This is a genomic window from Psychromonas sp. MB-3u-54, from assembly GCF_002836415.1.
Taxonomy (GTDB): domain Bacteria; phylum Pseudomonadota; class Gammaproteobacteria; order Enterobacterales; family Psychromonadaceae; genus Psychromonas.
On sequence record NZ_PJBP01000130.1, the window covers coordinates 18284 to 41370 of the forward strand.

The 23087-nt window shown below is 39.8% G+C and carries 15 protein-coding genes; 4 read left to right on the plus strand and 11 right to left on the minus strand.

The window, feature by feature from the left end; all coding sequences use genetic code 11:
* Positions 1 to 4: 4 nt before the first annotated feature.
* From CXF72_RS09930 to CXF72_RS09955, 6 genes are all read right to left on the minus strand, one after another.
* On the minus strand, positions 5 to 4729 hold the full coding sequence (locus CXF72_RS09930; RefSeq protein ID WP_101038806.1) for a transporter substrate-binding domain-containing protein: 4725 nt from the start codon (positions 4727 to 4729) through the stop codon (positions 5 to 7).
* Between the two features lie 2062 nt (positions 4730 to 6791).
* A complete protein-coding gene (locus CXF72_RS09935) occupies positions 6792 to 7559 on the minus strand; it encodes a hypothetical protein (protein ID WP_101038807.1) in 768 nt (255 codons plus the stop codon).
* A gap of 107 nt (positions 7560 to 7666) precedes the next feature.
* The gene (locus CXF72_RS09940; protein ID WP_232784939.1) at positions 7667 to 8200 is read right to left on the minus strand and encodes a hypothetical protein; all 534 of its coding nucleotides are present in this window, start codon (positions 8198 to 8200) and stop codon (positions 7667 to 7669) included.
* A 515-nt stretch (positions 8201 to 8715) separates the two neighbouring features.
* Positions 8716 to 9369 (minus strand): MAE_28990/MAE_18760 family HEPN-like nuclease, encoded by a 654-nt coding sequence (locus CXF72_RS09945; protein ID WP_101038808.1) that lies wholly within the window; start codon positions 9367 to 9369, stop codon positions 8716 to 8718.
* Positions 9369 to 10454, minus strand: a complete 1086-nt coding sequence (locus CXF72_RS09950; RefSeq protein WP_101038809.1) for a DUF262 domain-containing protein — start codon at positions 10452 to 10454, stop codon at positions 9369 to 9371. The genes CXF72_RS09945 and CXF72_RS09950 overlap by 1 nt, the downstream gene beginning before the upstream one ends.
* A 1094-nt stretch (positions 10455 to 11548) precedes the next feature.
* Entirely contained in the window at positions 11549 to 12211 is a 663-nt protein-coding gene (locus CXF72_RS09955; protein ID WP_232784940.1) for a pseudouridine synthase, read from the minus strand.
* A gap of 296 nt (positions 12212 to 12507) precedes the next feature.
* Between CXF72_RS09955 and CXF72_RS09960 the strand changes: the two genes are divergently transcribed.
* Complete coding sequence (locus tag CXF72_RS09960) at positions 12508 to 14736, plus strand: NADP-dependent isocitrate dehydrogenase (RefSeq protein ID WP_101038810.1); 2229 nt, start codon at positions 12508 to 12510, stop codon at positions 14734 to 14736.
* A gap of 510 nt (positions 14737 to 15246) precedes the next feature.
* Here CXF72_RS09960 and CXF72_RS09965 read toward each other — a convergent pair.
* The 4 genes from CXF72_RS09965 to CXF72_RS09975 all read right to left on the minus strand — a co-directional run bounded on the left by CXF72_RS09965 (position 15247) and on the right by CXF72_RS09975 (position 19137).
* Positions 15247 to 15786, minus strand: coding sequence for an MltR family transcriptional regulator (locus CXF72_RS09965; protein ID WP_101038811.1), 540 nt, complete (start codon positions 15784 to 15786; stop codon positions 15247 to 15249).
* 312 nt (positions 15787 to 16098) lie between these two features.
* Positions 16099 to 17508 carry a PTS mannitol transporter subunit IICBA gene (locus CXF72_RS09970; protein ID WP_101038812.1) on the minus strand — a complete coding sequence of 470 codons (1410 nt, stop codon included), beginning with the start codon at positions 17506 to 17508 and terminating at the stop codon, positions 16099 to 16101.
* Between the two features lie 712 nt (positions 17509 to 18220).
* Positions 18221 to 18346 carry a hypothetical protein gene (locus CXF72_RS20040; RefSeq protein ID WP_269801174.1) on the minus strand — a complete coding sequence of 42 codons (126 nt, stop codon included), beginning with the start codon at positions 18344 to 18346 and terminating at the stop codon, positions 18221 to 18223.
* A 311-nt stretch (positions 18347 to 18657) separates the two neighbouring features.
* Positions 18658 to 19137 carry an aminoacyl-tRNA deacylase gene (locus CXF72_RS09975; protein WP_101038813.1) on the minus strand — a complete coding sequence of 160 codons (480 nt, stop codon included), beginning with the start codon at positions 19135 to 19137 and terminating at the stop codon, positions 18658 to 18660.
* Between the two features lie 200 nt (positions 19138 to 19337).
* Here CXF72_RS09975 and CXF72_RS09980 point away from each other — a divergent pair, with 200 nt between their 5' ends.
* The 3 genes from CXF72_RS09980 (at position 19338) to CXF72_RS09990 (ending at position 22762) form a co-directional block, all read left to right on the plus strand.
* A complete protein-coding gene (locus CXF72_RS09980; RefSeq protein ID WP_101038814.1) occupies positions 19338 to 20753 on the plus strand; it encodes an ATP-binding protein in 1416 nt (471 codons plus the stop codon).
* Between the two features lie 3 nt (positions 20754 to 20756).
* The gene (locus CXF72_RS09985) at positions 20757 to 21440 is read left to right on the plus strand and encodes a response regulator (protein ID WP_101038815.1); all 684 of its coding nucleotides are present in this window, start codon (positions 20757 to 20759) and stop codon (positions 21438 to 21440) included.
* 641 nt (positions 21441 to 22081) lie between these two features.
* Positions 22082 to 22762, plus strand: a complete 681-nt coding sequence (locus tag CXF72_RS09990) for an SDR family oxidoreductase (RefSeq protein WP_101038816.1) — start codon at positions 22082 to 22084, stop codon at positions 22760 to 22762.
* 55 nt (positions 22763 to 22817) lie between these two features.
* Here CXF72_RS09990 and CXF72_RS19325 read toward each other — a convergent pair whose 3' ends face one another.
* Positions 22818 to 23075: a hypothetical protein gene (locus tag CXF72_RS19325; protein ID WP_157823230.1), complete on the minus strand. Its 258-nt coding sequence runs from the start codon at positions 23073 to 23075 to the stop codon at positions 22818 to 22820.
* Positions 23076 to 23087: the final 12 nt, after the last annotated feature.

Genomic DNA, 23087 nt, shown 5'->3' on the forward strand with positions numbered 1-23087 from the left:
TCCCTTAACTTGAAAGATCAAGTTTACGGCACAGCTCTTTCAATTTTAGGGCTGCTTCTTCAAATTGTAAATCATTTACCAAATCCTCAATTTCCTCCAAGGCCTGTTGATGGTCAGCACCTATTATAGGCGCTAATTTTTTAACATGGTCGATAGCATCAAGATCATTGTCCCGCAGGCAGGATGCCAATGAATCCAGGCCAACTGTCAGAACAGAAATATCAACAGGCCCTGACGCCACGTTATCGTCCGACTCTTTATTTCCAACGGTTTTCTCGCGCCCAAGCAAAAGGGCAATGGAATGGGTCATGATGTTAGTTTCTTCCTCAAGCTGGTCCAGCAATCCATTGATTTCAGATTGTCTGTCCTGCTTAATGACTTGTTCCAATTCGCTTGTTAATGAAAATAAAGCTGTCGCCCCAATATTGCCACTGACCCCTTTATATGCATGGGCAAGATCTGCTGCTTTTTTGATCTCATTGCCCCCTAAGGCACTTCTTATCTGCTCAACAGTTTGAGAATGCTTTCCAACAAAAGTCAGCAGTAATGATTTGTAAAGCTTTTTGTTTCCCCCTACTCGTTGAAGTCCTGTCACAATATCTATTCCACTGATCTCTGCCGGGATGTGAGTATCATCTTTTTCAGGGGCAGCTGTGATTTTTTCTTTTTTCCTATCTCCGGGTTTAATCCACCTGCTAAGAACTTTAAACAATTTTTTTGTATCAATGGGTTTGGTGACATAATCATCCATTCCTGCTGCAAGACACCTTTCTTTATCGCCTTCCATAGCATGGGCGGTCATTGCGATGATAGGTATAACGGAAGAGGTGTTGGCAGGCTCAACATCATTCAGCGCATTTTCCCATTCTCGAATTTTTTGAGTGGCCTCATAGCCATCCATTTCAGGCATTTGAACATCCATAAGCACTGCGTCGAATGCGTTGCTTTTCACAGAGTTCACCGCTTGTTTCCCATTGGCTGCTTCTATGACGAGCAATCCCGCATTTTCCAGAAATTCTCTGGCCACCTGCCGGTTAATTTCATTGTCGTCAACAAGCAATATTGTTGCCCCCCCGATTGCATCCAACCTTGCAGAGTCCACATCAATTTTTCTCTTCAGGTTTTCTTTGATCTCATCCCTGTAACCAAATACAGCCAGTATAGTATCAACCAAAATTGAGCGGTTAAGCGGTTTTAACACAAAAGAATCAAAGCCAACCTTCTTCGACTTTTGGCCGAGCAAACCATCCCTATCAGAGGCAGACATTAAAACCATAGGCATTTGGGGAATAGCCGGATTTTCTTTTATCTTTTTAGCTGTTTCAATGCCATCCATTCCACCCATCTGCCAGTCAATAATAGCCAGGTCAATCGCATTATTTCCAGAAGCATTTTCCAGTACCGATAGCGCCTTTTCTCCAGACTCTGTCGTCGTAACATTGAACTTTAGATGAATCAGCATCTTTTCTATTACTTTTAGAGTAACCGGATTATCGTCAACCACTAGGGCATGCAGGCCTGTCAGCGCTGGAGGTAGCAGTCGTCTGTTATCTTCAGCACCTTGACTGAGGCCAAACTCAACTTCAAAAGAAAAAACACTTCCTTTTCCCTGTTCACTTTCAAGCCAGATCCTGCCATTCATTTTCTCAATCAATTGTTTGCAAATTGAGAGACCTAAACCTGTGCCGCCGTGTTTTCTTGATGTCGAGCCATCCGCCTGAGCAAAGGGTTCAAACAGGCCGGCAATCCTGTCTTTTGGAATCCCGATACCTGTATCAGCGATTGAAAAAAGCAATCTCACCTGTTTGTTATCCTTTTCCAGGCAAGAAGCACAAATCGTAATCTCACCCTTGTCGGTAAATTTGATGGCATTGTTAATTAAATTGGTGAATATCTGACCTGTTCGTAGAGGATCACCGATAAGATGCCAGGGCACATCAGGATCAATGGAGGTAATCAACTCAATCCTTTTTTTGGCCAGAATGAAATAAAAGGTATTGGAGATATTATTCAGAACATCAAGCAAAGAAAAGTCAATATTTTCCAGGTCGAGTTGCCCTGCCTCGATTTTTGAAAAGTCGAGAATGCCGTTAATTATACCCAATAAAGAATTTCCAGAAGAATGTATTTTTGAAAGATAATCCCTCAATCGGGGACTCATATCCTGATTAAGGGAGAGCTCGGATAAGCCGATAATGGCATTCATGGGTGTTCGAATCTCATGACTCATATTGGCCAGAAACTCACTTTTGGCCATATTGGCTTTCTGGATGGCCCTATTCATACTTGTCAATCTGCGATTCCAATAGAAAATACCCAGCAGAACCACAAGAAAGATCGCCAGTATTTTCCAAAGCAGGGAGTAATCGAAGGTTTTTTCAAAGACGATGGAAACCCACTTATTATAGATATTTTGTTTTTCTGCGTCTGTTAAAGACCCAACCGCTTTCTGCAGAATAGAAAATAATAGCGGGTCATCATTGCGCACCGCGACAGACAGATCATTGTTCACATCAAATTTTCCTGCGATCTTAATGTCAGTTATTCTTGATTGTTGAATTTTATAGCGCATGGCTGCCAGAGAAAAGATAAAACCATAGGCCTCGCCCGAACGAATTTTTTCAAACCCCTCTTTGACAGAGGAAACTTCATCAATAATGATATCAGGATACTTGTTCTTCAGTTTGTTTATATAGGCAAAGTCTTTAATACCCGTAAATTTTCTATTTAAAATTTTATTTATATCATCGATGAATAGCTCGTCGGATCGAGTGGCAATTACAATGGGAGTCTGGAGGTAGGGCTCCGTAAAGTTAAGATATTCTTTTCTCTCTGTTGTTTCCTGCAGCAGAGATAGAATGTCACACTGACGCTGTTTCGACATACTCAAGGTCTCGCTGAAATTTTTGGTTGGCACCAACTTGATACTTTTACCTATCCTCTGACTGATGATATTCATAAATTCAGCCGCCATTCCCTCGTGCATACCAGCCTTGCTGATTGACTCAAATGGCATCCAGTTTGGATTTGCACAGATCAGAATCTCATTTCGATTTTCGAGATATTGCTGTTCAGCTGAGGAGAGCAAAAGTTTAGTTTCTTTCGAATCGATTACCTTCAAGTCCGTACTAAGCCAGCGATTTGTTATTATAGCCAACTGCTCCTCACTGATGCTATTCAGCCCTTTTTGCATGATATTGTATAATATTTTGTTGTCTGTCCTGACACCGAAACGCAAATCTTCTTTTCCCATGCCTGCCAGCTCAAACTCTCCAGCAACCCGGATATTGCTGAGACCATATTTGCGAACTTGATAATTAATGACCGACAGACTTTGAATTAATGCGTCAATTTTTCCATAGGCCAAGGCCTTAGATTGATCTTCATAATTATCAAAGCTGATAAGTTCCATTCCCCCAATTTCGCGAAGTTCTTTTTCATAAAAGATAGCCTCCTGAATGCCCACCTTTTTCCCTTGGAGACTTTTCAAGCCTTGAAAATTTTTAAAGTCCTCTCTGGTAAAGATAACCACGGGGATCTCATAGTAAGGTGTGGTAAAAAGGGTAAATGCTTCCCGTTCCTTTTTATAAGAAATGTCCGCGATGATATCGACCTCTTTTTTCTTGAATTTATTAAGGTTATTGCCCCAATGATCTACTTTTTGGACAAATTCAAGGCCGGTTTTTTTAGAAATGAGCAGTAGCAGATCTTTGACAAAACCCTTTAACTCACCGTTCTCCACATATGTGAATGGGGCATAATCACTTATCAGGGCGATTGATGCTGTCGGATGGATTTTAAGATAGCCCTGTTCCTGTTCGGTTAATGTTATACGCGTACTTTCCGTGGTTGATTGCATAGAAAGCCATTTCTTTTTCAGCTGATACTCTTCTTGAAATGTCAGCGACTTCAAAGCTTTATCCAAGGAGCTCGCCAGAAGTGTCCAATCTTTTCGAACGCCGATACGATTATAAAAGTTTTCTCCCCCTGGAATCTTAGTTTCTCCGGAAATAGTGAGGTTGGGGAGGTTGTACTCAAGAATAAGATGCTGCATCACGATCCCAATACCGATGGTGGCGTCCGCAGTCCCAAAAGCGACATCTTTTAGCGCGTCAACACTGGAATCTACCAGATGAAGCTTTATCGCCGGGAAATTTTTTTCTAAGAAATCTTGATACCAAAAACCTTTTACAATAGATACCGTGTGACCTTCCAGTTCTTTGAGATTTCTAAATGGCGTATTGGTTTTGCTGATAATATTACGGGGATTTTTAATGGTAGGCTGGGTAAAAACCGCAAATTCTTCTCGATCCTTGGTTTCTACTATATTGCCTATAATATCTATATCTTTATTCTTCAACATTCCCATAAACTCATTCCAGGTGGGGCCGCTGATATATTCTATTTTGATGCCAAGCTTTTTGGCCAGAATATTCATTAAATCTATGGTGAATCCCAGGGGTTTCCCATCACGATAGAAATTAAACGGAATCCAGTTCTGTTCATTGTGGGCACGGATAATAGGATGAACAGCAAGGAAGGCACGTTCTTCGACCGTCAATGATAAATTACCTCCGTCAGCTTCGGGTACTACTCGACTGGCTGTCAGCGGCGATTGTATTTTGCCTGCCTCGGGAAAAGTTTGCACTGCCTGCGACATTGATGGGTAAAAACAAATGCTAACGAGCAGGAACAAAAATACCAGCAACCGATTTACTTTTTCTTTCATTTTTGTCCCTTCTAATTTTTTCAATGATTCCAAGGCATAGATCAGTCGATGCTGTTTTTGCTGCCTTTTCTTTTAGCAAAAACCGCGACAAATGTATCGAGTCCAAGTGCAGCTATTTGTTGAACGAAGTCGTTCTGTGGCAGAACAAACAACCCAGCTTTTAAACTAATCTCTACGTATGCTCAATAATAAGTCATTTAACTTGGAGTCTACTATGAAAGCAAGCGAACAAAGTTATTTTAATACACTCTGTGCGCGTTACCTCAATCTATTGAAATCCCGAGGATCAAGTGACAGTGTTCTGGCCGGTTATTCGCGGCCAATACGCCGAATTTCAACGCACCGGCTTGGGCTTTTGCAGCTAACGCTTAAATCCGATATAGATAGCTGCATCGGTTCTTCGTAAGCCTTCGCTTGTGAGCACTTGTTGTAACTTTCATTGTTGGAAAAGGTTTGGCTGTTTAGCCTTTTCAACGGACTATGGCAGCTCACGCTTAAATCCGATATAGATCGCTGCATCGGTTCTTCGTAAGCCTTCGCTTGTGAGCACTTGTTGTAACTTTCATTGTTGGAGTTCCGCCCTTGACGGCGTGTTACTTTTCTCTCAACAGCAAGAGAAAAGTAACCAAAAGAGTGCCGTTCCGAGACGTTTTTTATTCTTGTCCGCTCAATAACTTCTTAACGCACCGGCTCGGACAGCACATCCATGTGCAGAGCCGAGCCTAATGAAATCTTCCCTGATTTCCTTTGCTAAAGTGATTTCTCAAACAAGAAAAACGTACGGAAATTGCCTAGCCGCTTCGGTCGGATTTATGCGCTTGAAGAGGTGTGGGATTTTGCGCTCAATTAAAAAAGGCTTGGCTGTCCAGCCTTTTGCTGCTCACTGCATATAATGTAGATAGCCGCATCGGTTATTCGTAAGCCTTCGCTTGTAAGCTGATGGTTTTTATTCTGAGAGGGAGTTATGCTCTTTCAACAGCAAAAGAAAACAGGGCACGCAGAGCTTAGCCCGCTCGTGACAATATGCTGCCGCATAACTCGCCCAAAAGAATGCCGTATACAGGGACGGCAGAGCCTGTCCCGCTCATAAGCCTGAGCTGCCGCTCAATTCGCCTAGACGTTTTTATCTTGCTAAATAAATCTCTTTATTCTTTTTTAACAAAGAGAGCACCGGCTTGGACAGCACATCCATGTGCAGAGCCGGACTTAGAGGAAAACAAAGGGCACGCAGAGCTTAGCCCGCTCATAACCCTGAACTGGCGTTCAATTCGCTCCATTTTCCACTTGCTAAAGAGATTGATTGAGCAAGAAAAACGTACGGAAATTTTCGTAGCCGCACTGGTTTGGAATTCTAATATATTGAATTAATAATGAAATATAAGTGGATGTCCAACCTTTTCTTTACGCGTCACCTCAAACTATTGATATTACGAGGATTAAGTAACAGTGCGATGGCCAGTTATTCGCGGGCAATACGCCGAATTTCAACGCACCGGCTTGGGGTTTTGCGGCTAATGCTGGTGGGTTGGCCTTCGCTTACTAGCTGATGGTTTTTATTCGTCGAGGGAGTTTCGCCCTTGATGGCGTGTTACTTTCGCTCGTTCCCATGCTCTGCGAATATACCTAGACGATTTGGTGTGATTGTAGGCTTTCGCTTGCGGGCTGATATCTTATCTTTCGTCGTTGGTCTTCCGCCCTGACGGCGTGTTACTTTTCTTTCAACAGCAAAAGAAAAGTAACCAAAAGAATGCCGTTCCGAGACGTTTTTTTATCTTGATAAATAAATCCCTTTTTAACGCACCGGCTTGGACAGCACATCCATGTGCAGAGCCAAGCCTAGTGGAAACTTCCTGTTTCCACTTGCTAAAGGAATTGATTTATCAAGAAAAACGTACGGAAATTGCCTAGCCGCTACGGTCGGATTTATATGTTTGAAGAGACATGGGCTTTGGCTCTCCCATCTTTTTTGTGACAAGGGAAGATGAACCGACCTGTGTGGAGCCACATGTAGTGTGGTGTGGGGCGGGAGGTTAGATAACCCGGCTACCCAATTAAGTTTCGATTACACCGATATATCAGCGTTAATTAGATCAATATTCGTTCCATAAATACGACTTATTTCACCACATACCCATAAAGGATGGTTTTCGTTCAGCACTTTCAATTTTGATACATCTTTTGAAAAATCGATATTTAGATATGCTGTGTGTAAGGGCATTTCTAGAAACACATGAACTCTATAGCAGTCATTATTTTCAGTTAAACCTGAAAATGCACACTTCCATTGCACTTTTAAACCAATATAGCTTTGGGTTCTATGTTCTTTATCAAATGGTTTTACTTGTTTTATATCAGATTCAATATCAGTGTACAGAGGCTCTAAATTATAAGTTTTTTCATTAAATGCAGGGGGGACTTTAAACTCCTCGATTTCAACAAGGAAAGGAAACATTTCATGGAACAAACTTGATTTTAACAATGGTTCTCTTGATTGCTCTATATCTGATGGCAGGAGCGCAGAGCGATCAATTTCTTTTGTTGCCATAAGAATTCTAGTTTCAAGTTCTTCTAGCCTTGTTTCAATATCTGCTAAGGATTTTTCATCAGTAGAATTGTTTGATTTTTTGAGTCCAAAGATCGAATAAAACAATGCAACAACACATGATGCTACTTCCAAAAGCAATCCTTTTACCAACCATTCACGTTCGGCTTCCGTTGGAGTTCCAAAGCCTAAAAAAACTACGCTTAACGTACCAAGTACAGCCAGGGTAAAAAGGGTTATGAATACCGAAAATAATATCCATTTCATTTTTTCGTTAGATGAGTCCACTTTGTTCCTTAAGAAAATTAACACCGCGTTAAGCGGACTAAAATGTGTAGCGAAGCGAAACTGAGCCAACTGTTTTAGTTCCGTTTAAACGCCTTGTATGTTGTATTTTATAGAAAATGTAAGATTAACCGTCCAATTGAGTTTACTAGATCTCGGCTGTAACTTGCTAACCACTTATTTGAATCATTATCAAAATGTGAATCACTAAAGCCATTTCTTGAATTTCCGATGGCACTTGTAAGCGTTGATATACTAGTAACCATATTCTGAGGAAATGGCCCAATGGCATTCAACTTTGCAGTAATGTCATCTCGCACAGCTTTTGATAATGGGATCAATTCACTTAGCTGAGAACTTTTCGGTAAATGCTTATGTACATAAGCTTTATATAAGCCCTCTAGACATGTGTAGGATAGTGTCATCGAATAATTATAATTATGCTGATCAATTGCATTATCAATTTTTCTTATTAGTGTATTTAGCTTTTCTGAATTCCAGTTATCTTGAGGTATTACAGCTTGTGGAACCGGGTTACCAGAACCAAATAAATATGATTTAAGCTCATCAGTTTCAGTAGGAAAATGAGGGGCAATTATATCTATAAAGGTTCTAAAAACTTCTAATCGAATAGAGTCATCCAAACCTTTTAAAATATCCCAATAAAAGTCTTTTCTGGAGGTACTGAGACCTCTATTATTTCTTTCCTTGATATAAAGAGAATAACCTGGCTGACCTTGATCATAGTGGTGGTGACTTTAATAAAGTCACCACCACTATGATATGCGGGTGTACCTCTTTTATCTAAAAGTAAAAAAAGCCGACTAAATGCGGCGAGCCAATTCACGGTGATATATCCTTAATACAACTAGCAGCTTATAGGCATCACTAAGCACGAAAATCCGCGATGCCTATCTCATGTTAAATAATCATAACAATATCTATTTAATCTCACAAAATCAAAGTTTTAAATGATGGTTTAGTAACACGCTGTCAAGGGCGGAAGAGTAAGGATGAAAGCTACAACAATGCATCAAGCGAAAGCTTATAATTAAACTAATCAGTTATAGAAAAGATTGGCTGTCCAGCTTTTTATCTCCTTGGCGTTCAATTAAAAAAGGTTTGCCCCGTCTTTTTCTGTTCAAATTCAGACTTATTATTAACTTTTCGAAGGCGGATTTTTTAAGAATTCCTTGTTTACCGCACTATTTTCGATAATAGTCTTAATTCTTTCTAGTAAGCTAAGAACTTCATCGTTAAAAGAGCTATAAGTCTCATAAGATATATATTTATACTCGCCATGTGCTATATGGTTTCTGGTGTCAACTAGGCTATTTATTACTTCACTTTTTGTTTTTAAGCCATGACTTTCCAAATTAACATTGAAAAGAATTTCTTCTAACACTTCATATCTCAAATTCGATTTTGTATTAATGATGTTTTTCTTGGGGATATTAGAACGAGATTCTAGCTTTTCAAACATCAAATCCACCAATTCAACTTTCTTAAATATTGAATTACTATCAAAAGATGAAATCTTATTTGAGAAAGAAAGCGCTACAAATGGGGTTTTCAATTCACTATGTTTAAGTTGTAATTCTGAAACATATCTCAAATATAGTGACATGCATACTTTTACAAACCCTTCCCAGTGACCATAAATAAAAGGAATTGCTGCGCGTAAAAAGACCGTTTGTATGGGGTTAATATCAGTTGGTACTTTAGTCTTATATAATATTAATTCTCTACGTCGCCAACTATATTCTTCAGAAATTTTTTGAAGAAAAGTACTTTCACTAAATCGAGTAGCCACTAGTCCACCTTGAAATGAGTAGGAGCATTAATTAAAAACTTAGGTACTCTCGTTCTGATATTTGAACCTGACCCTGTATACTTGCTAAATGTTTCATTGATAAATACGGATTGTATTTTTTCCAAAAGATTTAATTCAGATAACTCATCTATATTTTCAAATACCCCTATCGTAATAAATTCAAATGTTGATTCTTGGAAACCTCCAACATATTTATCTTCTTTAAATCTTCTAAATGTATTTTCACCCGATACTTTATTAAGTAAAGCAAATAGTTTGGTAAATTTTTCTTCTATATTGGAAAAATCATCTTCTTCATAGCCACATAATTTTTTTGAAATTTGGTCTAAATAATCTGAAACATGAACTTTTGAATCAAAATCAAAATGAGTTATACCAATAAACCTAAGGGCCAATTCCATATTATATTTTTCATTGATTAGCCTTTCATTAATGTTCAAGCATTCTAAGAAATCTTCATTATTAGACAAGGTCGAAAATCGTTCGAATATTGATTTATTCATCATGACCATTACTGAGTTCCTCACTTCTTGAGGGTTAGCGAAAGAACCACCAGTATTTAGCCTTTCAAAAATGTCGAACTTTGCATCTTTATCTGAGTCATTTAGGATTATCGACAAGTTTATCTTTGAACGCTTAAAATCTAATTTTTGCTTATTAGTGAATACGAAAATATCATCTTCATCTGTATTTATCCCCCACTTTATTCCCTTTAAGTTAGGTAGGTAATCAGTTCCTACCAGCTCCAAATTTGGCTCTGATTTATGTACTTCCATAAACTGAAGAATCGTACTTAACCGCTGAAGACCATCAACAACTTCCCAAATGCCATTGTCATTCTGGTATACAAAGATAGGGGGAATTGGAATGCCTAATAATATAGATTCGATAAGTTTTGATTTTTGTAATTCAGTCCATCTGAAGTTTCTCTGAAAATCGGGGTTAATCTTGACTTCATCATTTATATACATGTTTGCAAATTCACCAATCGACATTGGGTATGAGTCAGTTTTAAATACTTTCCTCTTTTGAAAAATTTCTTCTTCCAGTCGAATGTTACTCATAATATTAAACCTTCTATTTAATTTATATCAATTAGTTAATTGACAATTATCACTGTGCAATTTATTTTCTACCATAACTTTTGAGCTAAGAAAAAGAAAGAGAAAATCTTTGGAGCATTCGGTAGATTGAACAATAATAAGCTCAACATGACAACTTGAGTCAAGTTGGAAATGTGAAAATTTCACTTGACATCTAAATTATAAAAGTTTTACTTTAAAGTTATTTACCTAGTAAGAAACGCTGCACGTTAACATCTTATTCGGCAGACTAATTGAGGACAGCCAAACCTTTTCGTTTCTAAAGTGCGGAACCAATGTGGCTACGGAAAGTGAGTTATGCGACAGCATATTGTCACGAGCGGGCTAAGCTCTGGGCGACCTGTTTTCTTTTGCTTTTGAAAAAGCATGACTCCCTCGAACAGCGTTTCGGTTTCTTATCATCTACATGCCGTCAAGGGCGGAAGACCAACAAATAAAGTTAAACTAAACGCTTACAAGCGAAAGCCTACAAACCAATCAAATCGGCTCGGTTACAAACTCATTGGGATTCTCGACTAAAGATCTCGAGAATGACGATCAGTAGTCGTTTATTTATCGATCAAAACAACAAGTGAAAGCTACAAAAAGCGTAATGGGGTCAAAAGGCGAGGTTCACCAAACTAGTGCGGCTAGGGAAATTTCCGTACGTTTTTCTTGGTTGGGAAATGACTTTAGCAAAGGAAATCAAGGAGCGAATTAAACGCTAGTTTAGGCTTATGAGCGGGCTAAGCTCTGCGTGCCCTTTGATTTCTCTAACCTCAGCCAGTACAGGGATGTAATGTATGAGGTGGTGCGTTAAAAAGAGATTTATTTAGTAAGATAAAAAACGTCTAGGCGAATTGAGCGGGAGCTCAGTCTTATGAGCGGGACAGGCTCTGCCGTCCCTGTATACGGCACTCTTTTGGTTACTTTTCTCTTGCTGTTGAGAGAAAAGTAACACGCCGTCAAGGGCGGAATACCAACGACGAAAGATAAGATATCAGCCCGCAAGCGAAAGCCTATAATCACACCAAATCGTCTAGGTATATTCGCAGAGCATGGAAAAAAGGGAAAACCTACAGCAATTTATATTGCCCATTATCAATATCATCAATGGTCCAATCGCCAATTCGATAACGAATCAAGCGCAAGGTTGGAAAACCAATATGGGCCGTCATACGCCGAACCTGACGATTACGGCCTTCACTAATGGTAATACTTAACCAGGTAGTCGGAATGTTAGCTCGTTCGCGAATAGGGGGCACACGTGCCCAAATATTAGGCTGCTCCATAATAAAAATATCAGCCGGCTGAGTTAAACCATCTTTAAGATTAACACCATCACGTAATTTTTGCAGATCCGCTTCAGTCGGTCTGCCCTCAACTTGTACCCAATAAGTTTTACTGGTTTTAGCCTTAGGTTCGGCAATCTTCGCTTGTAACTTACCATCATTGGTTAATAACAATAATCCCTCACTATCACGATCTAATCGACCTGCAGCATAGACTTCAGGGATATCAATATAGTCCTTTAATGTTTGACGATTGTCCTGATCGGTAAACTGACTTAATACATTAAAGGGTTTATTAAATAAAAGTATTTTGCGGGTTGCATCGCTTACGGTTGGCAGCGGTTCTTTATTTCTTTTGTGCTTGCCCGCAGAGTGCATTTGGGTGTTACTTATCTTAGTTTTTGAAAACCAGATTGATTTTTTATTGGAATTTTTAGTTTTAATCACGAAAACACCTTAAAAATAAATAAAAATGCATTGTAACAGAAGAGGGGATTAATGGACAAAACAAGCGCAGCCGTATTGCTCTGTATAATATATAAGAGGGTCAATAAAGTTAAAATAGCGAGGAGGTTGTTGGACTATTTAACAATTTTCGTTATTATGATGCACGAAAATATCACAAAGTAACAAATCCACAACATTGTCACCCATGCGTTATAACTAATAAATCTGCTCTACGGTCCATTGTTTTAGTAGATCACTAGCCAATAAACATTTTAAAACTTGTTAAAGGAATAAATATGACAGATAAATCTGCAAAGATCATCTACACACAAACAGATGAAGCACCCGCACTTGCAACCTATTCTCTACTTCCCATTGTTAGTGCCTTTACACAGGCCGCAGATATAACAGTTGAAACGCGCGATATCTCTTTAGCTGCCCGCATTCTGGCTAATTTTCCTGATAATTTAAATGCCGAACAAAAACAGGCCGATGCATTAACCGAATTGGGTGAGCTTGCTCAAACAGCGCAGGCCAATATCATTAAATTACCCAATGTGAGCGCTTCAGTTCCCCAGCTTCATGCCGCAATTAAAGAATTACAATCTCACGGTTTTGATATCCCCGATTACCCTGAAGACCCAAAAACCGAAGCAGAAAAAGAAGCAAAAGCGCGTTACGCAAAAGTATTAGGCAGTGCTGTAAATCCCGTTTTACGTGAAGGTAACTCAGACCGTCGTGTAGCTGATGCGGTTAAACAGTATGCACAGGATCACCCTCACCGTATGGGAGCTTGGTCTAAAGATTCAAAATCACATGTTGCAGATATGTCCGAAGGTGATTTTTATGGCAGCGAACAGTCGGTTGTATTAAAGCAAGCTGATGATGTCAAAATTGAATTTACGTCGAATTCCGGTGCAGTCTCAGTATTAAAAGCATCAACACCCGTATTAAAAGATGAGATAATTGATTCATCGGTAATGAGTTGTGCTGCACTACGTGATTTTTTTGAAGCACAAATGAAGGATGCTAAAGAGAATAACATTATGCTCTCGTTGCATCTTAAAGCGACCATGATGAAAGTATCCGATCCGGTTATGTTTGGTCATGCGGTGACGGTTTTCTTTAAAGACGTGTTTGCTAAATACAAGACCCTATTTGCCGAGTTGGGTGTCGATCCCCGTAACGGTCTGGGTGATGTTTATGCTAAAATAGCAAATTTACCTGCAGAACAAAAAGAACAGATAGAAGCTGATATTCAAGAAGCTTATGCAACGGGTCCTGCTCTTGCAATGGTTGATTCAGACAAAGGGATCAGTAATTTACATGTACCAAGTGATGTCATTATTGATGCCTCTATGCCGGCTGCTATCCGTACTTCAGGGTGCATGTGGGGCTTAGACGGAAAACTTCATGATACTAAAGCGATGATTCCAGATCGTTGTTACTCAGGCATTTATCAGGAGACTATCTCTTTCTGTCGTGAAAATGGTGCATTTGATCCTGCGACTATGGGTAATGTATCAAACGTGGGCTTAATGGCTCAAAAAGCGGAAGAGTACGGCTCGCACGATAAAACGTTTATTATCAAAGAAGCCGGTAGCGTTAAAGTGATTGATCAAGCTGGCAATACGTTAATGGAACATAGCGTTGAAGAAGGTGATATATGGCGCATGTGTCAGGCTAAAGATATTCCAATTCAAGATTGGGTACGTCTTGCGGTCAGTCGTGCCAGAGCAACCGGACAACCCGCTATTTTCTGGTTAGATGAAAAACGAGCTCACGATGCGAACCTTATCAGTAAAGTGAATGCTTACTTAAAAGATCACGATACGAATGGTTTGGATATTTCTATTTTATCGCCTATTGAAGCGATTAAAATTACCCTGCAGCGTGTTTCAGAAGGTAAAAATACTATTTCTGTTACAGGTAATGTATTACGTGATTACCTAACCGATTTATTCCCAATCCTAGAGCTTGGCACAAGTGCGAAAATGCTTTCAATTGTTCCTCTTCTTGCTGGTGGTGGTTTATTTGAAACGGGTGCCGGAGGCAGTGCGCCTAAACACGTTCAGCAGTTTATTGAAGAAGGGCATTTACGTTGGGATTCGATCGGTGAATTCTTAGCGATTGCTGTGTCCATTGAAGATATGGCAGAAAAAACAGACAATAAGAAAGCGCTCATTCTTGCTGAAACATTGCATGCTGCGAATGGGAAATTCTTGAAAAAAGATAGATCCCCATCACGTAAAGTTAAAGAAATTGATAACCGTGGCAGCCATTTCTACCTTGCGATGTATTGGGCTGAGGCGCTTGCCGCACAATCTAAAGATACTGAACTGCAGGCGAAATTTGCCCCCCTTGCTAAAGCACTTACTGACAACGAAGAACAGATTCTGGCTGAGTTAAATGCAGCGCAGGGCGCTCCGGTTGATTTAGGCGGTTACTTCCACACAGATCCTGTAAAAATGGCAGCAGCAATGCGTCCAAGCAAAATATTAAATGCTGCACTGGCAACGCTTTAATTTTAGCATTAGGCTCTGCGAGGGGCCTGCTTTAATTAAATGATCAGGGGAACCTGGTTTTGACCTAAGTTGACATTCTTGTCCTTCTAAAACGCCCGATGCACTGCATCGGGCGTTTTTTTTATGGTCGATAAGGGTATTCAGAATTATATACCCATGATACTTCAAGATGCAAAGTCAGCAAGAAAAATTGTGCTGAGATGCTAGGCATAAAATTGAAGGTTAGTTATTCTACATAGAGATTTTATAACAACGCAGATTGGCACAATTTTCCTTGCCCTACGGGGCGCAAGCTCGAAAACCAGCGCTGCGTTGCACCCATCGAAAAGGGGGATAACCATTACCTCATGTTGCGTCTTGCTCTAGTCTCCGATTTTGCGCCTGACAAAGCATTTTGAAGTAACATGGGTATAAGTTTGGGTATGTTATTTTACAGGGTATTTTATCCACGCAGGAGCATGCTCTCTTGCTCGATGACAGCGGAATATTCTTGCTACCTTGGCATCGTTTTTAGCTTAATGAAGTATCTTTATGCAGTTCTTTTATGATTTCAGTGATTGCCAGAATCAATGACGACTTAATGACCTGTCTATTATGATCCAGTTTCATCTGTACTACAAAATTCGAACTTTCTTCTGCTTGATTATCATCTACATAGAGAGGAATCATTTCAGCCATTGCACTAATCGCATTGATGCGTACAAGGAGCGAAGCTGAAAGAAAAGCTATTGATTCACCTTCTGACTGAACAAACTCTTTTAAGGCAATAAACTTCTCAATATCTTGATAGGCGTCCTGAGATAACAGCCCCAACCCGTATAACAGTTTGAGACGAATAGCTAAATGTGCCAATGGACCATCATTGCTTAATAAGGGATCCACAGCATACTTCACCGCATAATCATCTTTTTTAAAAACATTTTGAATTAATATATCAATGGCATCTTCAAACAGATCAAAACTGGCGGTAAAAAAAACATAAGCCGTTTCTGCCTCAGAAAGCGTTTCAACAATATCAATATCAAATTTTAGACGGGAAAATTTTGGCATGATTTTTCTATCTTATGGTTAAATCTAAGAGTTAAATAAGTGTCCTAAAGCAGGACTTAATTGCGTGATTATTTAAGCTTTGCCAAGCCTGCTCGGCTTGTTTAAAGGTTTAACAGTCAGCAGTCGGCCGCAAGGTTACTGCAATACCCGCATTCGATAAAAGCTTGCCAATAAAAAAACGCTCAATATTGTGTGGGTAAAAATGTATTTTTTTTATCATAAATATTTCCCTAAATGTAAAAAAGGCTAGAAAATCTAGCCTTTAATATTTAGGTCCCTGAAAGATAGGACCTTCAGGCTTTTTTACTCAACCTATTTTTTAGCAGATTTAAGATCATTCACCAAACCATCGTACATGGCATTATCTAAGAAGTTAGTTAATGAAATATGCTGTGCATTTGGCGCATGCTTACGTGCTCTGTCGGTTAAGTCTTTATGCGTAACAACAATATCAACATCACCGGGCAAATCATTGATCGCAGTATTAATCACTTCGATATTTAAATTTGCAGCCTGCACTTTTTTGCGTAATAGACTTGCGCCCATTGCACTTGAACCCATACCCGCATCACAAGCAACAATGATTTTTTTAACGGCAGACATATCAAGGCTAGCATTTGCTGTTGTTTGACTTTTAGATCCCTGCTTCATGTCGCGCATTTGGTTTGCAGCTTCTTTCAGTGCAACTTCATCACCGGCAACACTTTTTTGTGTTTTCATCAGAATAGAAGCCACGATGAAAGAAACAGCGGCAGCAGCAGCAACGGATAGAAGAATACCAATGTATGCGCCTTTAGGCGTCATCGCTAAAACGGCAAAGATAGAGCCAGGAGATGCAGGAGAGATAAGACCGGCATCAAACATAGTAAGAGTAAATACGCCCGTCATACCACCTGCAATAACAGCCAGGATAAGACGCGGATTCATCAATACATAAGGGAAGTAAATCTCATGGATACCACCGAAGAAGTGGATAATTACGGCGCCAGGAGCCGTTTCTTTTGCAGAGCCTTTACCGAATACCATGTAGGCTAACAGAAGACCTAGACCTGGACCCGGGTTTGCTTCAATTAAGAAGAAAACAGATTGTCCAAGAGACTCTGACTGAGCAATACCCAGCGGCGTGAAAATACCATGGTTAATCGCATTATTTAAAAATAAAATCTTTGCCGGTTCAACAAAGATAGAAGTCAACGGAAGCAAGTTATTTGTTACTAAAACGTCAACTCCCGCTGCAAGCGCGGTAGATAACATTTTAACAGCAGGACCAATAACAAGGTATGCAAGAATCGCCAGTAGCATACCAATAATACCGGATGAAAAGTTGTTAACCAACATTTCAAAACCGCTTTTTACTTTACCGTGAATGGCAGCATCAAATTTCTTAATTGCCAGACCACCTAATGGACCGACAATCATCGCGCCCATAAACATTGGAATATCTGTACCAACGATGACACCCATTGTCGCTATTGCACCAACAACAGCGCCACGCTCTCCGGCTATAATTTTACCACCTGTATAACCAATCAAGAGCGGCAGCATATATTTAATCATTGGTCCAACCATGGTGGACAATGTTTCGTTAGGTATCCAGCCCGTTGGAATGAATAATGCGGTAATTAAACCCCATGCGATAAAGGCGCCAATATTTGGCATAACCATATTTGACAATAAGCGACCAAAGTTTTGTACTTTAATCTTGGATTGTGATGACAGCATAATTTGCTCCGAGTGTGTGTATTCACCTAAAATGGGTGAAATAATTAATGGGGTTGAAATTTCACGAGCAAAACTACCACATTATTTTAAAAGCGAACGTCACAAATAGCAGTATGTGATATTGCTTACAAAAACACCTCAAAAAACAACATCGGCAGAGACGAAGATCGCAAATAACACAGTAATATTAGGACAAAAAACAGAGAGATGGCTAGTGCAAGTGCTCTTTTGTGATATTAGTCACGATAAAGTAAGATTGCGGGGCTGGTATTAGTGGGATGTATATCACGAAAATAAAGCAATGCCTTGTGATTACAAGTTTCCTGCACCGGAAAATGCAATAAAACGGTTTTAAAATAGTCAGCTCACCCCCTCTCTTTAAAAAGATGTAATTTTATTACGCAATTAAGACGTCGAATGATTGCTTGATGATTTTGCGGAGGGGTGATTGATAATCAGTTATTACCTATTATCTGATAGAGAAGCTGCTATTTTGATGCATGAAGGTTTAGTGGGGATTAATTAGGTGGATTGACGGCTAGTATTTGCAGAAAATTATCCTCATAAAATGCTTGATTGATACATAGCCTAATGTCTGTTTTACAGAGTGGTGAAAAACTATTTTCACCACTTGTTTTTTAAGCAAAGAATGCTTTTTTATTTTGATCTTTATCTTTATCTTTATCTTTATCTTTTTTGGTTTTTATTCCTTTTATTTTTCGCCACTGTTTTTTATGAAATGGTACTTCATATAACCGGCAAAAACAGCGTTTAGCACTATCATCATCGTAAAAGTGACAACGACTGAGTTATCCATTAACACAGAAAAATAATTCATTTTAACCTCCTGCTTTGTACATATAAAATAGATGACGGTAGTCACCCGATTAAGTCCTTGTTGTATCAACCTAAGTCCTTATGCGCTTAAAGTAATTGAAAAAAAAATTAAGAATTTGATCTGGCACAAAGTTGCTTTAGAAAGGAAAAAATCTTCCTGCTAAGGAGGGCTGGATCACTATTAATAAAGACAGGGAATCTGCAAAATTCGGAACAAAGGCTAGTGGACAATAAAAAGGAATAAATTTGGCCCGATCGAAGCAATTAAAGGACCCCTTTTTTACCATCTCGTCGGGGGCCAATCAGTAAAACTTAATGAAATAATCGGTAACTAAACTTCAGAGGGACAGAATACTGCATCAGCTTCTTAAACTCTTCCTGGGAAAGTTGTATTAAAGAAATATGATCACCCGCTTCCAAATATAAATTATCCTGACGTATTAAAAACTCATCATAAACTCTGTCGATTTCATAAGCCTGTGCGAGAGGCGGGACAGCTCCATGTTTACAATCTTCAAAAATTTCGTAAATGTGCGATTCTTTCATTAAGCGGAACTGGCGATTAAAATGTGTATTTAATGCATTTAAACTGATTTTGTGACTTGCTGGTAAAATGGCCATCAATTTACCGCCTTGAAGATCTTCAAGCATGATGGCTTTGACAAGTTGTGATGTTTTAATATGGGCTTGAATGGCAGAACTAAGGGAATTCTTGCTTGGTTTGTGCTGCAATAGCTGATACTTGATATGATTTTGATCCAGGTATTCTCTCACTTTGTTTGCAATACTCATATGACAATCCCATCAATGAAAATGATATTAAAAGTATAGCTCAATGCAGACTAGCGGCGTAAGTTAGCTTTTCAATATGATCTATTAACCAACCCAGTAGCTAATAATAAAGAATTTGCTTACCATAGGTTAAATCTTTTCAATGCCGGTTATCAATATATAACTCGAAGACTATCAATTAATTACTCAGGATAACCTCAATGCGTTTAACCCTTTTCCGTAAGTTATTTATCTCGTTGTTGCTGATTAGCTCTATTATGATGGTCGGTATGGCGCTGCTGATTAACAATAGTTTTCAAACTGGATTACAGGACTACCTTAACCACCGAGAAACAGAAGAAATGCAGGTTATTGCTGAACAAGTCAGCCAATATTACTCGCCCGAAAATGGTTGGCGAATGATTAAAGAACAGCCCGATTTATGGACCAATCTTTTAAGAAAAGTCGGAGAACACCCCGGCAGAGAAAGGGCTAACGCGCATAGAAGTCGTCCCCCCCAAGAAAGATTTTTAATAAACCCCCGCGTTTTTCTGTTAAATATGCAGGGAGAAGCGGTGCTGGATCGCGCCAGAAAAATGCAAGAGCGTAATGAAAGAGAGCAGTTTATTAAAGTGCCCATTATCTTAGATAAGCAAAATATTGGCTGGATTGCGATTATACAAAAAGAGATGATCACCGGAAAATTAACCAAAAGTTTTTTTAAACAGCAATTAAATAATTTTTACTGGATTGCCGCTTGGGCAGCGCTGTTTTCTTTTGTGGTTGCCGCTTTACTGGTACGACATTTTCTTCACCCTTTAAAAAACCTCGGTCTTAGCGTACAGGCATTACAAAGAGGGGATTTTAACTATCAAATCCCGGTGAAGGGGCAGGATGAATTAGCTGAATTATCAAAAACTTTCAATAAGTTAACCAATACGCTTAAGCTGCAAAAAATATCAAGAGAGCAATGGATTGCGGATATCTCTCATGAATTACGCACACCCATTGCCGTTTTAGTCAGTGAGATAGAGGCCATCGAGGATGGTATTCGCAAACCTGAGCCTAAATACATTAAATCATTACATGAGCAGGTAATGAATCTCAGTCGCCTTGTTGATGATCTTTATCAATTATCACTTTCTGATGCGGGTGTGCTGACTAAAAATGCAGAGCAGGTAAATTTAACCCTGTTGGTAGATAATATTGCGAATCAGAATGAATTACGATTAGCTGAAAAGAATATTCACCTGCAGCGTTGTTATGATTCGAGCAAAGCCACTCTGTTGCAGGCTGATCCTAACGCATTATCGCAGCTCATTTTAAATCTTTTTGAAAATTGTTATCGTTATACCGACCCCGATGGGAAGCTTAAACTCACTTTGTCGCAGAGTCTAAATAGGGTTGAATTGATTATCGAAGACAGTGCGCCAGGCGTGCCCGATGATGCTCTGCCGAAACTCTTCGAGCGTTTATTTCGTGTTGATAAATCGCGCAGCAGAGCCAATGGCGGTTCGGGTTTAGGTTTGTCTATTTGCCAAAATATTGTTAAAGCACAGGGGGGAGAGATTTATGCTGATCACTCACCCTTGGGCGGCCTTAAAATCAAAATAACATTCCCTGCCAAGGATATTTGAAAGATGAATTATCAAGATAAAACCATTCTGATTATTGAAGATGAACCGGCGCTCGCCAGCGTATTATGTGAGTACCTTATACAATCTGGATTTCAAACGCATATTATTGATAACGGACGGGAAGTTATCGACTGGGTTAAAAACCATCAGCCCGATTTGCTGATTCTGGATTTAATGCTGCCCGGGCGTAACGGCCTTGATATCTATCGGGACTTGCGCACTTTCAGTCAGGTACCCGTAGTGATGGCCACCGCAAGGGTTGACGAAATCGATCGTCTTTTAGGATTGGAATTGGGGGCAGGCGATTACATCTGTAAACCCTACAGTCCAAGAGAAGTGGTGATCAGAGTTAAAAATATTTTACGTCGTTCCAAGGAAGGAAACAGCACACTGCAGGGATATGCCGGATTGCAGATTGATGAACAAAAAATGATGGCTTCCCTTAATCAGCAGGCGATTATTTTGACCCCCGCAGAGTTTCGCTTATTGTCAGTTTTTAATAAACACCCGGAACAGGTTTTTAGTCGCGAGCAATTAATGACTCAAATATACTCCGATGGCCGAATTGTTACTGACCGGACGATTGACAGTCATATCAAAAATTTACGTAAAAAAATGCAGGATGTTGCTCCGGAAAGTGAATGCATTAAATCCATCTACGGTATTGGTTATAAATTAACGCTATAAAAAACGGGGAGTTTATTATAGCAATCCGCATAAGTAAATGGTCTAAAATTGCGCAGGAAAAAGTAATGATAGCAAGACGTTTGATTGAGCAATAGCTGGCTATTGAGATTGAAAACAACGAAGTTAGCGTTAATTTTAACAAGTAAGATAGGTCAGATATTTATGCGGATTGGTATTACACATCCTATGAGTAAAATACTGGCTGGATTGCGATGATATAAAAAGAGATGATCACGATAAAATTAAAGAAAGTTTTCTTTAAACCCTAATTAAATGATTTTTACTGGGTTATACCATAAGAAATTAAATTGTGATCTGAAGTTAATTAATGGAATGGGTAGAGTGCATTCTATGCTCCGCAGGCAGTGGCAATCGGTGCGCACCCTACGGGCTGGTCTTTCTCTGTGTCGCGCGCAGCGCCTCGGTGTTCTCTGTGGTAGTCCCTTTAAAGTGCTGTTCAGGCTTAAAAGCAACAGGCCGAGCCTAAAGGCCCGGTTCCGAGAGCTGCTGCACACTTTATCCTTTGAAGGCATCGATCATAAATTTAATACGTTTGCTATTATAGCGCCCAGCGGTTTGTATTAAGGAACAAAATTAATATACTAAGCGTATTAATTTTTTTGCAGCCAAAGGAGAGTCATATGACAAAACAGAAAATAGTGTTAATCACAGGTGCATCCAGTGGTATCGGTAAAGCCACAGCCAAAACGTTAGTCAAAAACGGGCATAAGGTGATACTGACGGCCCGCAGACAAGAAAAATTGGATAACCTAGTGGCAATGCTAGGGGAAGATAACGCTCTGGCTGTTGCCGCCGATGCTACCCAATTTGATGCATTAGAAAAGGTAGTGAAAGCGGGTATCAACAAGTTTGGCAGACTGGATGTGGCTTTCGCTAATGCGGGCACTGGGATATCTATTTCAGGTACAGAACAAGGTGATCCAGATGAGTGGTCAAAACTGATTGATATCAACATCAAAGCCTTGTTATGGACGGCTAAGTTAACTCTGCCCAACTTACGTGAAACCAAGGGGCATTTTATTTTAACTAGCTCAGTGGCAGGGCGTACGGCAAATAAAGGTTCCATTTACGGTGCCAGTAAATGGTTTGCTTACGGCTTTGGTCAGAACTTAGCCGAAGAAATGGCCCAATGGGGCGGACGCTGCACCACCATTGCCCCGGGCATGGTCAACACCGCGTTTTTTGATGAGCCTAAACCCGATAAATTAGACCCGGTTGATGTAGCCGAAGCGGTACTATTTGCTATTGAAGCTGAGCAGCGCTGCAATGTGCGTGAAATTTTTCTGATGCCAAGCAATTAATAAACGGGCCACGTCCATATATCTGTTACCACAGCCCGATTTACTGATTCTTGATTTAATGTTGCCCCGGCGTAACAGCCTCGATATCTATCGGCAGTTGCGCACTTTCAGTCAGGTACCTGTGGTGATAGCCACTGCAAGGGTTGATGCGCCTTTTAGGTTTTAAATTGGGGCAGACGATGACATCTGTCAACCCTACCGCCCCAAAGGTCGTGATTAGCGTTAAAAATATTTTACGTCGTTTTAGGAAGGCTGCAGGGATAGGCTGAATAAAAGATTGATGATCAAAAAATGCCGGATCTTGCTTCGGCAAGTGAATGCATTA